The organism is Siminovitchia sp. FSL W7-1587, assembly GCF_037963795.1.
In the GTDB taxonomy this organism is placed as follows: domain Bacteria; phylum Bacillota; class Bacilli; order Bacillales; family Bacillaceae_C; genus Siminovitchia; species Siminovitchia thermophila.
Genome location: NZ_CP150169.1, coordinates 4,458,484 through 4,473,175, shown reverse-complemented (window position 1 = coordinate 4,473,175; position 14,692 = coordinate 4,458,484). Strand labels below are relative to the sequence as shown.

At 42.5% G+C, this 14,692-nt stretch carries 18 protein-coding genes; all 18 read right to left on the bottom strand.

The features are described from left to right. Positions 1 to 38 precede the first annotated feature (38 nt). Positions 39 to 824 carry a sporulation protein YpjB gene (gene ypjB / locus NST31_RS21090; RefSeq protein WP_077113324.1) on the bottom strand — a complete coding sequence of 262 codons (786 nt, stop codon included), beginning with the start codon at positions 822 to 824 and terminating at the stop codon, positions 39 to 41. An 80-nt stretch (positions 825 to 904) separates the two neighbouring features. Beyond that, entirely contained in the window at positions 905 to 1,471 is a 567-nt protein-coding gene (locus tag NST31_RS21085) for a DUF1405 domain-containing protein (protein ID WP_339165640.1), read from the bottom strand. 84 nt (positions 1,472 to 1,555) lie between these two features. Continuing rightward, on the bottom strand, positions 1,556 to 2,329 hold the full coding sequence (locus NST31_RS21080) for a menaquinol-cytochrome c reductase cytochrome b/c subunit (RefSeq protein ID WP_077113322.1): 774 nt from the start codon (positions 2,327 to 2,329) through the stop codon (positions 1,556 to 1,558). Positions 2,330 to 2,383: 54 nt separating this feature from the next. Continuing rightward, entirely contained in the window at positions 2,384 to 3,058 is a 675-nt protein-coding gene (locus NST31_RS21075; RefSeq protein WP_077113321.1) for a cytochrome b6, read from the bottom strand. A 14-nt stretch (positions 3,059 to 3,072) separates the two neighbouring features. Next, positions 3,073 to 3,588: a ubiquinol-cytochrome c reductase iron-sulfur subunit gene (locus tag NST31_RS21070; protein WP_077113320.1), complete on the bottom strand. Its 516-nt coding sequence runs from the start codon at positions 3,586 to 3,588 to the stop codon at positions 3,073 to 3,075. Positions 3,589 to 3,718: 130 nt separating this feature from the next. Next, on the bottom strand, positions 3,719 to 4,186 hold the full coding sequence (locus NST31_RS21065; RefSeq protein WP_077113319.1) for a YpiF family protein: 468 nt from the start codon (positions 4,184 to 4,186) through the stop codon (positions 3,719 to 3,721). A 522-nt stretch (positions 4,187 to 4,708) separates the two neighbouring features. Next, a complete protein-coding gene (locus NST31_RS21060; protein ID WP_077113318.1) occupies positions 4,709 to 5,257 on the bottom strand; it encodes a ReoY family proteolytic degradation factor in 549 nt (182 codons plus the stop codon). A 43-nt stretch (positions 5,258 to 5,300) separates the two neighbouring features. After that, on the bottom strand, positions 5,301 to 6,554 hold the full coding sequence (locus NST31_RS21055; RefSeq protein WP_339163074.1) for a tetratricopeptide repeat protein: 1,254 nt from the start codon (positions 6,552 to 6,554) through the stop codon (positions 5,301 to 5,303). Between the two features lie 106 nt (positions 6,555 to 6,660). Next, positions 6,661 to 7,725, bottom strand: a complete 1,065-nt coding sequence (gene aroB, locus NST31_RS21050; protein WP_339165639.1) for a 3-dehydroquinate synthase — start codon at positions 7,723 to 7,725, stop codon at positions 6,661 to 6,663. A 68-nt stretch (positions 7,726 to 7,793) separates the two neighbouring features. Next, on the bottom strand, positions 7,794 to 8,240 hold the full coding sequence (ndk, locus tag NST31_RS21045; protein WP_077113316.1) for a nucleoside-diphosphate kinase: 447 nt from the start codon (positions 8,238 to 8,240) through the stop codon (positions 7,794 to 7,796). Between the two features lie 101 nt (positions 8,241 to 8,341). Further along, positions 8,342 to 9,304 carry a heptaprenyl diphosphate synthase component II gene (gene hepT, locus NST31_RS21040; RefSeq protein ID WP_077113315.1) on the bottom strand — a complete coding sequence of 321 codons (963 nt, stop codon included), beginning with the start codon at positions 9,302 to 9,304 and terminating at the stop codon, positions 8,342 to 8,344. Positions 9,305 to 9,319: 15 nt separating this feature from the next. Continuing rightward, the gene (gene menG, locus NST31_RS21035) at positions 9,320 to 10,027 is read right to left on the bottom strand and encodes a demethylmenaquinone methyltransferase (RefSeq protein WP_077113314.1); all 708 of its coding nucleotides are present in this window, start codon (positions 10,025 to 10,027) and stop codon (positions 9,320 to 9,322) included. Positions 10,028 to 10,047: 20 nt separating this feature from the next. Beyond that, positions 10,048 to 10,821 (bottom strand): heptaprenyl diphosphate synthase component 1, encoded by a 774-nt coding sequence (locus tag NST31_RS21030; protein WP_339163070.1) that lies wholly within the window; start codon positions 10,819 to 10,821, stop codon positions 10,048 to 10,050. A gap of 65 nt (positions 10,822 to 10,886) precedes the next feature. Continuing rightward, on the bottom strand, positions 10,887 to 11,120 hold the full coding sequence (gene mtrB / locus NST31_RS21025; protein WP_077113312.1) for a trp RNA-binding attenuation protein MtrB: 234 nt from the start codon (positions 11,118 to 11,120) through the stop codon (positions 10,887 to 10,889). Positions 11,121 to 11,136: 16 nt separating this feature from the next. Continuing rightward, positions 11,137 to 11,703 carry a GTP cyclohydrolase I FolE gene (gene folE / locus NST31_RS21020; RefSeq protein WP_077113311.1) on the bottom strand — a complete coding sequence of 189 codons (567 nt, stop codon included), beginning with the start codon at positions 11,701 to 11,703 and terminating at the stop codon, positions 11,137 to 11,139. 112 nt (positions 11,704 to 11,815) lie between these two features. After that, positions 11,816 to 12,088: an HU family DNA-binding protein gene (locus NST31_RS21015; RefSeq protein WP_077113310.1), complete on the bottom strand. Its 273-nt coding sequence runs from the start codon at positions 12,086 to 12,088 to the stop codon at positions 11,816 to 11,818. Positions 12,089 to 12,324: 236 nt separating this feature from the next. Continuing rightward, entirely contained in the window at positions 12,325 to 13,803 is a 1,479-nt protein-coding gene (gene spoIVA, locus NST31_RS21010; protein WP_077113309.1) for a stage IV sporulation protein A, read from the bottom strand. Between the two features lie 152 nt (positions 13,804 to 13,955). Further along, complete coding sequence (locus NST31_RS21005; RefSeq protein WP_339163067.1) at positions 13,956 to 14,666, bottom strand: hypothetical protein; 711 nt, start codon at positions 14,664 to 14,666, stop codon at positions 13,956 to 13,958. Between the last annotated feature and the right edge of the window lie 26 nt (positions 14,667 to 14,692).

Here is a 14,692-nt window from a genome sequence, read left to right as displayed (position 1 = left end):
TAGCTTTACTATTATTTTATGGGATAACTTGCTGTTGGTCAATTATTTGGATCTTTTCGCTTCCTCTCTTTTTTCTCACCTTTATACTTGCGCCAACTGACATAGGAAAGTGTCAAAATAATCACGCTTCCGGTCATGGATATGACCCACCATAATGAAGGATCCGCCTCATCCTCATCCACTTCGGCAAAGAGACGCTTTAAATCGGCTTCAAAATCCTCTAGTTGGGATGTCCAATTTTGTTCAGTAAATTGTGAGCGGTAATTGTCAAAGAAAGCAATTCTTGAATCAATTTTCTGAAGCTTTTCAGCGGGAAGATCAATTTTTAAACTTGGCTGGATTACGCTATATATGGAAAGAAAGTCGTTTAAATGACGATTGTAAGATTCCTGGTCGCCGTCCAGCGCAGCATTTTTCACTTGGCGAAAGCTGTCCATGATAGAGCCTTCCATTTCAAGCCACATGGGTTGATGATTGGATTGGACAGCGTCATTGGCCAATCGGAAGGCTGTCACCATCCGAATCCTTTCTTCTTTATCCATGTCAACGCTTGTAACTGCCCTGAGCGCCTCATGATGAGCGGCAGTAAGCACTCTTAACTCGTCCATAGTAAACGTTTGTTCTTTCATGCCTTGCTTAGAGAACTGCACGGCATAACGTTCCAAAAGGACCTTTGCTTCGTCGAACCGCGAAAATTTTGTTAGCTGCAAGGCCTCGTCAGCCAGTTGATCGAGCTCCTCAATGACAGGATCAGGTTTTGAATTGGCTAAGCCGCCATTTAGAAAGAGAGTCAGGCTCAGAAGGATCCCGGATAACAATTTCATAAGTGCCCCTCCTCATACTACTTGTAAAAATGTATGAGAAAGTGGACAAGAATAGACCTTTTTTAATATTTGCCTAATGATTATTGAATATGTATTGTGTCACGATTTCTGCGCGCTGCATAATAAGCAATTCCCACCGATATAATACTCAGCCAAAATGTAAAATAGCCAATCTCACGTACATACAGCTCGAGTCCGGGATATTTGGGATATTGCATAAATACATAATCGATGACGTCATTGTGAAAAGTCCATACTGCTGCCGCCAAAACATGTTTGATCTTCAATTGATAAAAAGGTGCATATAATACTGCCTGCAGGGCCATTGCCCCGTGAGAAGCGATCAGCATATATCCCTGCCAGGGCAGTACACCCGTGACATTCAGTGTCAGGATATTCATGACAACAGCCCAAATTCCATACTTTACAAGCGTTACGCAGGCAAACGCTTCAAAGATGGGGGAGTTTTTATTTTGAATAAAAGCAATCAGCACGAAAACAAAAAAAAGGCTGGCTGTCGGACTATCCGGAACGAATGGAATAAAGATCAAAGGTGTGATTTCCAACTGGCTTTTATACCAGTAATAGCCATACATTGTACCGATGGCATTGACGATCAATAACATCCATAATATACGTCTATCCATCAAGATCGTTAACAACAGCTTCACGGGGCACACCGCCTTCCCTTTACATAAAAAGCCGGCAAATTTGCCGGCTTTCAGAGTATATTATTCACTTTTCAAGCTGGCAATAAATTCTGCAAGCTTGTCTAAATCTTCTTCAGAGCCATTATATTGATCCGCGGGCATTGTCCCAACACCATTTACCGCAATATCTTTAAGTTCGTCTGGACTTAAATCAAGATTGACCAATGGTGGCGCCGCAGGTCCGCCTTCAAGGTTTTCACCGTGGCAATTAATACAGCTTTGAGCCGCATATATTTTATAACCTTCTGCCTCTGTGTCTATCTCAACATCGGCTTCTTCGGTAATTTTCCCTTGTTCCTTAGCCGCTGCCCAATCGTGATTCGCAACTGCTTCCCAAGTAAGGTAAAAAACGGAAGCAAATCCAAGCAGCATAAAGGCCGTTGCCAATGGACGTTTTATCGGACGTCGTTCAGGCCCCCGATCTAGAAATGGCGCAAGCATTAAAGCACCAAAGGCAAGACCCGGGATAATCAAGACGCCAATGACGTTATACGGCCCGGAAGCGAAACGATATTTGATTAATTGATAAAGAAACAAGAAGTACCAGTCAGGCAGTGGAATATAACCGGTATCCGTCGGATCGGCAATACGTTCCAGCGGTGCCGGATGAACTGCAGTCAAACATAAGAATCCGATGAGGAACACAGCGCCAACAAGCCATTCTCTCAACAGAAAGTCCGGCCAGAATGCTTCCGTTTTTCCCGGATATTCGGAATAGTCTTTGGGAACGTTCGGCATCCGTTCAGCAGGAATACGTGAATCGCCGACAAACTTCATCCCTTTTCCTCGTTTCATTTTGTCCCCTCCTTTAATCCGTTACTATTCAATAATGGTTAATGGGTTATTTTTTTATAGTGGACCAGAAATTCCTTGTCTTCTAATCAAGATAAAGTGAGCACCCATTAAAGCCAACAATGCAGCAGGAAGGAAAAATACGTGTATGGCAAAAAAGCGTGTCAACGTTTGCGCACCGACAATCGTCGGGTCTCCTGCTATTAAAGTTTTCATAGCAACTCCGATAAACGGAATCGATTCGACAATATCCAATGTAACTTTCGTTGCGAATAATGCCTTCATATCCCATGGGAGCAAGTAACCTGTAAGTCCAAGGGCCAGCATGACAAAAAAGATAAGGACTCCTACAATCCAGTTAAGCTCACGAGGCTTCTTATATGCTCCTTGGAAAAACACACGCAACGTATGTAAAAACATCATAACAATAACGACACTGGCTCCCCAGTGATGCATGCCACGGACGATCTGTCCGAAAGCCACTTCATTTTGAAGGTAATAAACGGATTCCCAGGCGTTTTTGATATCGGGTACATAATACATCGTTAAAAACATTCCCGATAAAATTTGGATAACGGTAACGAAAAACGTTAACCCGCCAAAACAGTAAACAAACGCAGAAAAATGGTGTGCCGGATTGACATGTTCGGGCACTTCATGATCTGCAATGTCTCTCCAAATCGGCGTAATATCCATTCGCTCGTCAATCCAGTCGTACATTTTGTTCAGCAATGATTACGCCCCCTTTACTTCTTTTTAACGAACGGATTTTCTTCTGGATTACCCAACATTAAAAAGCCGTCTTTTTCCTTGACTGGATAAGCATCCAACGGTCCTCTGGGCGGAGTTCCCGGAACATTGTTCCCGTCTTTCGTGTAAAGGCCGTTATGGCATGGACAGAAAAACATATCTGGGTGCTTTTCACTACCTGCCCAGTTAACGGTACAGCCTAAATGTTTACAAATGGGAGAAAGTGCTACAACCTCTCCTTTGTCATTTTTATACACCCAAGCTGTTTGCGTTACCTCGGAGGTGTACCACCCATCCTTTTGCTCATACTTAAAGTCAACACGGACAGGTTCTTCTGTAATATCGGCCATCTTTTTATCGGTCATTTTAAAATCACCAGCAGCTTCTGCCTTTAACACAGGATCCACTGCAAACCGAACCATCGGCAACAGCATTCCAGCCGCCATAAAGCCGCCCACTCCAGTTAGCGTATAACTTAGAAATTGGCGTCTTGTTACTGGATTTTTGCTCATCCTTATCCCCCCTCTGTCAGTAAGGTTAGTCCATCGGACAATTTATTGCGCACATTTACAAACTAGGACATCATAATAATATATCAATAAACCATGAAAATCAATAATATACAATCGGAAACAATGTCAACTATGTGGCGATTCCCTGCCACCCTTGAACGATTTCATTCATCAGCTGCTTGACCTGAGTTTCCATGATAGAGTGTTTATACTGCTCATCCAAATGTTCCAAGGGAACAGATGCGGCAAACAGCAGAGAAGCGGAAAGCTGTTCAGCCATACTGCGCCAACTTTCGTCCGATGTCAGTAAAAAGACATACTTCACTTCATGTTCTTTCATGTGCTCGACCCACTTTTGAATCGAAGAAACTTTTTCATTGTCCGCCATCTCGCTTAAGTATGTAAAAGGCGGCAATGCAAGCGCTCTTCCTTTAAATTGTCTTTCAAGGTGCTGTGACAACAAATGGGTGAATTCTCCCTTTTCGGCAATTTGTTTCATATGGGAGCCAAAGCTGATCGGTATGAGCGGAACAATTACAGTATCAATGTAACTTTTTTCCTTCAAGTAAACTTCAATATCCTTTGCCTTCCACTCCATGTTTCACTCTCCTTTCTTTAAGTATGCTCCAAGACACTGGTTACCATTCTACCAAAAGAATGCGACTAAGACAAAAAAAACAAGGCTGGAACATAAGCAAATACGAAATAGCAAAAACCGAACAATTCATTTATAATTGTTCGGTTTATTTGTGTTAAAAAAATCCCGATCATCGCTACGTCAAAACATTTCGCTTTCCGCAGGTCTCTTCAGCTTCCTCGGAAAGCAAAGATCGCTTTCCTGCGGGATCTTCGGCTCGAGCTATTCCCGCAGGAGTCTACCTATTTTGACAACGCTAAAAGTTTGCGTATGATACAATGGGATCCATTTATCCCGGCACGCATGTAAGGTGCCGTAAAACTCCCACTTCAAAATCTTGAGTGAATACAAAAGGTCCGAGTGGGAGAAAACGGCACCTAAATGCCCGATTCGTTCAACCAACATTCAGTAGGAGGCCCTACTGAATGAAGTTTCACTTTATGGTTCGTTTTTTCATCAGCTGATTTAGTTGTGTCCCAGACTTTATTTTTGCTCTCTCAGTTCTTTTAACTGCAGCGACAGCTTTTCAAAAAGATCCTTATCGCGGCGATCAAGCGCCTCATCAATGGCCGTTAACAATTTGTCCTCTTGAAATTTCAGCAGACTTTCTTTCAAAAATTGTTCCGCGATGGCTTTATCTTTTTCACTGATCAGAACCGTCTTTTTAACGAATGGATTCTCCTCCAATACCGCGGCATATTGATGAGACAAGTGTGAACCACGGAAGTTGATCTGAATATAAATATCTTCATCCCGATTCAATCGAATATCATGAAAAGATTTTTCCGCATCGGTTGTCATAATATTATCCTTATAAAACCGGAAAGGAACTTCTCTTGTGCAATGAGTGGACATGATTAATCCTCTGGGACAGAACTGGGCTTCTTCAACAAAATGAACTTTCTCCATCAACTGATCGTGGCTCATCAAATAATTCAGAATCCAGACAGATTCTCTCCTTTTGAGTTGATAACGATTTAAAAACCAGCGAATAAAATCTTTTTTTTCGTTGACAGATACAGGGGTGGCCATTTCTATTCCCTCCTCTGTGAAGATATAGCCCCAAAGGCTGATCTTAATCTTGCAGACGGTCAATCCATTCGTGCCATTCCTCATTCTCGGGCTCCATTTCAGCCAATGAATGAAAGATATCCACCGCTTCTTCCGCTTTTCCATCCTCAATCAAAAAGTATGCAAAATGTTTTAAAAACTCCGGGTTGTGTTTAAGATCATTATATGCCTGCTTGTACTCGTTTAATGCATCAGAATACTGTTCCAGTTGCTGATGGCTGTACGCTGCATCCCAGCGCATTTCAGCATCCTGATTGTCTTGAAACATGGCTGTCATTTCCAGCACTTCATGATATCTTTCCTGTTTCATAAGAAGCCTTGTCAGCCGTTTGGCTGCCTCCGAAAGTTCCGGGTCAAGCGAAAGCGCCTCTCGCAAAAAGCTTTCCGCTTCGTCACTCCGGCCGGCTTTTAATAACAATGTTCCAGTGTACGCATACAAATCGGGATTAAATTCATCGACAGCCAACCCCTCTTTGCCAATCTGTATGGCCTTCTCCAATTCGCGGACCCGCTCATAGGATTTGGCCAAATATAAATAAAGTGAAGTGTAGTCGGGATCAAGCTGTTTCAGTTCATTGAATGCCTTTATTGCTTTTTGGTCGTTTCCTGCTTGGTAGCATGTCAAGCCGTAGCCAAAAAGCACGTTTAATTCCTGATGTTCTTCCAGAGCCTTCTCATAATAATGGATGGCATCTTCAAAGGCGCCGCCCGAACTTAACGCTTCAGCAAGCTTTGCATCCATGTTCTGTCCTGCAACAGTGTGCTCCCCTGTGCTTAATAATTGCTTGTAGCATACGCCGGCATCAAGAAAGCGGCCCTGTGACATATACAGCTCTCCCAATGCGTACATTATGATCGGTTCATCAGGAAACTTCTGTTTTGCTGCAAGAAGTTTCTGTTCACTTACCTCATACAAGCCTTGCATTTGGTATAAATCTGCTTCAAGGAGAAGTGCCGCCCCATACAGCTCATCCGTATCAGGGATTTTTTCCAGAAGAAGCAGCGCCTTTTCCTCCTGGCCCATTTCAATGAGCAGTTCAGACATGGACAACCTAATGTCACTGAGATCAGGGTATTGATTCAGAAGAGATTCATAAAGCTCAATCGCCTCTTCCAAAAATCCATACTGGGCCAATTGGCCGGCAAGTGAGTACTTTTCCTCATCGGAACTGTATTTTTTCACTCTTGAAAAAGATTGCATGGCTTTGTCAACATTTTGCGTTTGTATATATTGTATCATTAACTCGGCATCTGTCATAAGCAAAACCCTTCCAAAAAACCATCTATGGTTTGATCAAGCAGATTATATTAATGTTTCTCCATCAACTTGTAAAAATCCTCTTTTCATTTTAAAAAAATGAAGCTTATTTTTTTAGTTTAGAGAACGTATTTTCCAATATCTTTTGGTCCATGTCAACGATTACCGGCTTGCCAATTTCCTCCAACAATACGAAGCGCGGCTGATCACTCAGTGTCTTTTTATCCCGCAACATCGTTTGATATACTTGCTGAAACTCAAGATCATCCGGTATGGTCGTCTGATATCCCAACTGTTTCGCCCATTGGACAAAATCTCCGATTGAAAATCTCAAGCCAGTGACTTGTTCACTTAAATGGAGAGCGTAAATCATTCCAACCATCACCGCTTCGCCATGGGCAAAAATACCGTAACCTTTGGATGTTTCAATAACATGTCCCAGTGTATGGCCAAAGTTTAGTATGGCTCGCAGCCCGCTTTCTCTTTCATCGACAGAAACCACTCCAGCTTTAATTTCGATTCCCCGCCGCAAAATATATGCCAGCTTGTCATCGGCAATAGTAGCTAGATCAGTGATTTCGGTCATCAAATATTGTAAAAAAGCGGGATCGGAAATAAATGCATGCTTCACTGCTTCGGCAAAGCCCGATCTTTTTTCTTTTATCGGGAGCGTCTTTAAAAAATATGTATTATACAGCACTGCATCAGGCTGATGGAATGCGCCTATCATGTTTTTGCCAAGCCGATGGTTAATGGCGGTCTTTCCACCTACGGCACTATCATGGGCAAGAATCGTTGTCGGAACCTGAATAAAGGAAATTCCCCGCATATATGCCGCTGCGACAAAGCCGGCCAGATCGCCGACAGCCCCTCCGCCAAAGGCAATGATGCAAGATTTCCGATCTAAGCCATGTTCGAGCGCATGCGTAATGCATGATTCAAAAACCGTCAATTGTTTCGCTTTTTCTCCGGCGGGAACGGTGTAAACAACCGATGGAATCTCCTGCGGCATGTTCGCTTTTAAAGTATCCAAGTGGAGGGAGCCTACAATCTCGTCGGTAATGACGAGCAGTTTTGTATATTTGTTTTTAACGACGAGGTCTCCCAGCTCGTCCAAAGAAGCCGGACCGATGAATACAGGGTAACTTTTAGATGCAGTGCGAACGATCATTTTCAATCAAATCACCTCGTTATGAAAATGAAAAAACACCTGCTCGACGCAGGCGGTTTTCATTCGTTTTAATACACCCAGTTATTGATTAACTTGGAGTATTCAATCAGCTCTTCTTTCTTGAAAAAGAGGCCAATTTCCCTTTTGGCACTTTCAGGGGAGTCGGATCCATGAATAACATTTTTGCCGACCGTAACACCGAAATCACCGCGGATTGTGCCTGGGGCTGCATCTTTAGGGTTGGTAGCCCCCATCATTTGTCTTGCCGTGGCGATCACGTTTTCTCCTTGCCACACCATGGCAAATACAGGACCGGAAGTAATAAAGTCAACTAACTCCCCAAAAAAAGGACGTTCCTTATGCTCTCCGTAATGCTCTTCCGCAAGTTCGTTGGAAATTTGCATAAGCTTTGCTCCGATGAGCTGAAACCCTTTTTTTTCAAAACGGGAGACAATTTCGCCGATCAATTCTCTTTGCACACCATCAGGCTTAACCATTAAAAATGTTTTTTCCATTTGCATTCACTCCTGCCATAAGATCAAGTACAAATAACAAACAAAAACTCAAAAAGAATGATAACACTTTTTATACAAGCTGGCAAATTTTGTTTGGCTCATCAATGCCTTCTTTTTCCAATATAGTTGGCAATCTCTTGAAGAGGTCTTTTTGCTCGGTTGGCCGGCAACTCTTGCAAAATGTGAAGCGCCTTGTCAAGATAGCGCCTGCTGAGCAGGTGGGACTTTTCAATCGCTCCGGAGTGCTTGATGAGGTGAATGATTTTTTGCATTTCCTCTTTATTCGTATCTTCATTTACCTTTATAATTTCAGCTTTCAGCTCGGGAATTTGCATGGCATATAAAGCCGGGAGGGTGATGTTTCCTTGCCGCAAGTCCTCTCCGGCGGGTTTACCGAGTTCTTTTTCTGTCGCGGTAAAATCCAATATGTCATCTGTAATTTGGAAGGACATTCCGATATAATATCCAAACTTGTATAGGCGCCGGTATATACGCTCATCCGTTTTCCCTGCAATAGCCCCTAGTTCGCAGCTCACCGCGATTAGCAAAGCTGTTTTTCTTTTGATCCGCCGTAAATAATCTCTTATTGTTTGGTCAAAACGAAATTTATCCTGGATTTGCACCATTTCCCCAATGCAAACTTCGACTATTGCCTTTGCCAGTTTTTTATGGGCAATCGGGTTGGAAATATTGGTCATGTATTCCAGAGAACGCGCAAAAATAAAGTCGCCTGTATACATGGCCATCCGGTCATCCCAAGTATAGTTGATGGTCGGCCTGCCTCTTCTTGTATCGGCTTCGTCAATGACATCGTCATGAACAAGAGACGCCATGTGAATTAATTCGAGGGCAAGCGCCACATTTTTGATCGTGTCGATTTTATATTCGCCAAATTGAGCGGAGAGCAATACAAAGACTGGCCGTATTCTCTTACCGCCAGCTTTCAACAATTGGAGGGAGGCGTTTTGCAGTAATGTTGAATTGGAACAAACGGCGTTTTCCAGTTCTTTTTCAATTAAATCCAGATCGTATTTAAAGGTTGAATAAAGCCTTTTTAGTTTCATGTCATTTCCACCCAGCTATTTTTTCTCTTTCCATCCAATGTGGGCCGCTGCAGCCCCTCCACTAAAAGATTTGTAGATGACGTTCGTAAAGCCCGCCCGCCAAAACATTTGGGCCAGCTCTTCCTTTCCAGGAAAGTCACGCGCAGATTCCTGCAGCCATGAATATTCCTCATAGCTTTTCGCAAATAACTTCCCGAAAACGGGCATAATATACCGAAAATAGGCATAGAAGAGTTGGCGGTAGACAGGCAGAGTCGGCTGGGAAGTTTCCAAGCAAACGGCCATTCCGCCGGGTTTTGTCACCCGATACATCTCTTTCAATGTTTGCATATAATCAGGAACATTACGAAGGCCAAATCCTATCGTGACATAATCAAAACGATTATCTTCAAAAGGAAGTTCCATTGCATTTCCGTGAATGAGTGTCATTTGCTCCATATTTCTTTGTGCTTTCTTTTCTTCGGCAATTTTTAACATATTTTTACTGAAGTCAAGCCCGAACACCTGTCCTTCATGTCCGACTTTCTCCGCTAGTGAGACCGTCCAGTCTCCGGTGCCGCAGCAAACATCCAGCGCCGTTTCGCCTTTTTGCACGTCCATTTTTTTCATCGTTTCCCGGCGCCATTTTGTATGCTGCTGAAAACTGATGATAGAATTCATTTTATCGTAGTTTTTATAAATTGATTCAAATACGTTATGTACACGCTGTTCTTTAGATTGCATTTGGTAACCTTCTTCCAAAATTATGTTGCAAAATGATGGCCATTTACCAGATCCACAATACGTGTTTGCAGGATGGACGGCAGTGTGCCCACCCCTCTCATTGCTTCCAGCAAGACAGTCTTGCTTTTTTCTATGTACATTTGACAAATGCTTTCCAAGTTCTGTCCATTTTCCATTCTGTCCTGGGCGGTATATCTTTTAAGGCCTTCAAATAATATCGAAAAGTGGCCGTTCATATACTTCTCCCATTCTGATACAAGCCTCTTAAAGAATAGCAGCTCCGTAAATAATGAATGGTAATGGACAAAATTAAAATGGTTACAAAATTGTTCAATAATCGTTGTCTCTACTCTTTTTAAATACAGCATGAAGGTGTCAATATCATCCAATTCAAATTGATACAGAGAAACTTTGTACTCGTTGATGAACTTAACCGCCTTTGCAAGTGTTCGGATTAAGTCAAGATTTTCGTGATCAGCCAGAAGGCGGTAGTAAAGACCGCTAAAATAGTCGCCCGCCAACACCGTTAATTGCCTCTCTTTCATGGATGATAAAGGATTCGTCACCTTTTCATGCGTATCCAAGGCAACTTGAACAAGCATGGCAGATGTCACATATTGGTCAGCCTGCGTATCTGGCAGCTCCGTCTCATTTACCGCCATCGCCAACATCAGGATACGGTCTTCGTCAATAACCGGAAATTCGATTTGTTTTGAAAGAAAGTGATGGTGCAATTTCCTTTCAACAATCGCTTTTATTAAATCAATTTTCTGTTCATTTACACAAAGACCCATATCCGTTTTCCCCATTTCTTTTACACATCATTACTTCCCGGTTCAATTTCACTATTATAACATGATCATTCGTTTCTTTCACTTTCGACTTCACCGACCGCTGTGATGATTTTTGCATTCCCTCTTATTTTGATGGCTGATGTATGATCTGTAAACTGGGCTACCAGAACTTCACCCTTATCCAACTTTTCCGCATGATGAAACCTCGTATCCGTTCCACGCGTCAACCCCATCACATTGACTCCATTCTCCATGGCTTTAATGACGATAAAGTCACCTTGCCCCAATTGGCTTTTCATAGTAACACCCTCTATTCTACGACTTGATTAAAGAGAGAACTTCATTGCGTGACTGGATATCTTTTAAAAAGATTCCCCTTACCGCGGATGTAATGGTTTTAGATCCAGGCTTTTTAACCCCTCTCATCGTCATACACATATGTTCCGCCTCTAATACCACCATAACACCGTGAGGCTGTAATCTATTCATAATGGCGTCCGCTACTGTAGACGTGATCCTTTCTTGAAGCTGTGGCCTCCTCGCAACAGCTTCAACAGCTCTCGCGAGTTTACTTAAACCGGTAACTCTCCCGTTTCTCGGAATATATGCAATATGGGCTTTCCCAAAGAACGGAACCAAATGGTGTTCACACAGCGAGTAAAATGGAATATCTTTCACCAATACGAGTTCTTCATGGTCTTCCCCGAAAATCGTTTCAAAATATTGTTCTGGTTCGATATGAATGCCCGCAAATACTTCTTCATACATGTTGGCAACACGCTTTGGCGTATCAACGAGTCCTTCCCGGTCCGGATCTTCTCCAATTGCTTCCAAAATCATCCGGACTGCTTCTTCGATTTTAGGTTTATTCATTTTCGCCATTTGATATCCTCCTGCCATACTTTCACTAACAGTCCAATATTACCATACAAATATATAAATAAAAAGGAACTGCCTCGGGCAGTTCCTCTCATACACTCAATGAGGTATGTAATTATTTTACCGCATCTTTAAGCGCTTTCCCCGGTTTAAATGCAGGTACTTTGCTTGCTGCGATATCAATCTCTTCTCCAGTTTGAGGATTGCGTCCTTTACGAGCTGCACGCTCGCGCACTTCAAAGTTGCCAAATCCAATTAGGGAAACTTTATTTCCATTGGACAATGCATCTTGAATGGATTGAAAGACAGCTTCTACCGCTTTTGTAGCGTCTTTTTTGGAAAGTTCAGCTGATTCTGCCACCGCATTGATTAGTTCTGTTTTGTTCATTCTGTTCACCTCCTCTATCGGCACATTATAACCTTTCACAAGCCTTATTACATGTGTTATCAAATTTTTGGATTTCTAAACATTTTCATGCCAGAAATCGTTGAAAAAGCTTTTGAATCAAGGTTCAACGAGCTTTTCTGCTTAACAGATTATCATATAAAAATTGTGATAGCAAGAAGAAATGCAATAAATAATGGAAAAGGCGCTGAATTTTTGTATATTCAGCGCCTTTTGTCCTATAAAATGATCGCAATCAAGCCTCCGGAACCCTCGTTGATGATCCTTTCCAATGTCTCTTTCAGCTTGTAACGGGCATTTTCCGGCATCATCGCAAGCTTTGCCTGAATGCCTTCTCTAACGAGGGAACTTAAGCTTCTTCCAAAAATATCGGAATTCCAAATGGAAAGCGGGTCATCTTCAAAGTCTTGCATTAAATAACGCACAAGTTCCTCACTCTGTTTTTCTGTTCCTATGATTGGGGCAAATTCGGATTCTACGTCCACTTTGATCATATGGATAGAAGGGGCCACAGCCTTCAGCCGGACACCAAACCGGGCGCCTTGCCTGATAATTTCTGGCTCATCCAAGCTCATATCCTGTAATGATGGAGCAGCAATCCCGTATCCTGTTTGCTTTACCATGACGAGCGCATCGGAGATTTGGTCATACTCCCTCTTTGCTTCTGAAAAATCTTGCATCAGCTCCAGCAAATGATCTTTTCCTCGAATTTCAGTTCCGACAATTTCCGTAAGAACTTCATCATAAAGAGCATCTGGAGCAAATAAATCTATTTCCGCGACACCCTGGCCCATATCGACTCCGGCAAGCCCGGCATCCTCGATAAATTCGTAATCGTTAAAATGCTGTACTACCCGGTCTACATCACGCAGCCGTTTAATGTCCTTCACTGTTTCTTTGACGGCCTCCTGGTAATCTGCCCTGAGCCAATGATGATCTTTTAACACCATTACCCAGCTTGGAAGGTTGACATTGACTTCAAGCACCGGAAACTCATAGAGTGCTTCTCTTAATACATTTAACACATCGTCTTCTCGCATATTTTCCACTGACATGCTTAACACTGGAATATCATACTTCTCTTGCAGCTGGCCACGGAGCATTTCTGTTTCCGGGTGATGCGGCCTTGCTGAATTGACAACCATGATAAAAGGTTTACCGACTTCTTTTAATTCCTCAATGACACGCTCTTCCGCATCTACATAGTCTTGCCGCGGAATTTCTCCGATAGAACCATCTGTCGTTACGACAATCCCCAATACAGAATGCTCTTGAATCACTTTCCTCGTACCAATCTCGGCCGCTTCATGGAAAGAAATCGGTTCTTCATACCATGGGGTATGAATCATCCTCGGACCATTTTCATCTTCATATCCTTTTGCCCCAGGAACCGTATATCCTACACAATCTACCAGCCTTACATTTACTTCCAGTCCATCATCAACATGTACGGAAACTGCCTGATTTGGAACAAATTTCGGTTCGGTTGTCATGATCGTCCTGCCGGCTGCGCTTTGTGGCAATTCGTCTTGAGCACGAGCCCTGTCGGCCTCATTTTTAATATTCGGCAAAACGGCCAGTTCCATAAATTTTTTGATAAAAGTAGATTTCCCTGTTCGGACGGCCCCTACAATGCCCAAATAAATATCCCCGCCCGTTCTTTCTGCAATATCTTTAAAAATATCGACCTTTTCCAAGAGTTTCCCTCCTATCCTAGAATTCAAGGGACAACATGATCCCGTTTTATCGAAGTAAGACCTAGAAGGTGCGTGATGTTGTCCGATTTAAATGTACTTGATAAAATATAAATCCTTCTTCCACATTATATTTTGCGGAAGAAGGATTATGCCTATTTCGCCATATATATTGGCTCATTATTCTCATCTATTGTATACGGAACGGAAAAGGCAGGCACGATGGGCGAATTTTTATGTAATATCGGCCTAATATCTTCTCCTTGTTTGAATGTTGTTTTTTCCTCCTGCAAAGCATTATAGAGGTCCGAAATATAGTCTACAAAAATCTCGCCTTCCCCATTAATGACAAACGGCAGATTGTTGTTCGTATAGGGAGATGTAGCATATTGCTCCTCTTCGTATCCCAGTTTTTTATAATCGAGCGTAAAGACATTATCTGCTAGAGTTTCTTTAAACGGCGGATAGCGATACGCTTGCATCCTGATCTTTAACTCTCTTATTTTTTCTGCGATGTGCAAATCAAATACTTTCACCGTCGGATTTGTTTCTACATCAATCAAAACATATTGATATACTCCCCCATTTTCATAAGCGTTTCCTGGAGGGGCTTCTAAAAATTGCGGTATCAGCTTTTTAAAGTCTATCGGATATTTTTGATAAATGGGTGTGCCCATCTCTTTTTCCTTGATAGGAAGCAGTCCTTCGTTTGCTTCCTGGTATTTATCCACCGCCCGCTGTACTGATGCAATCTGCTCTTCATAAGGGACCTGATTCTCCACTTTTCGTTCCTGAGGAAAAAAACATCCGGGTAACACGAGCACAATGGCTATTATGGGCAGTGATCGCAACAACCACCTTTTCATGTATATGTACACTCCTTAAAATGCCT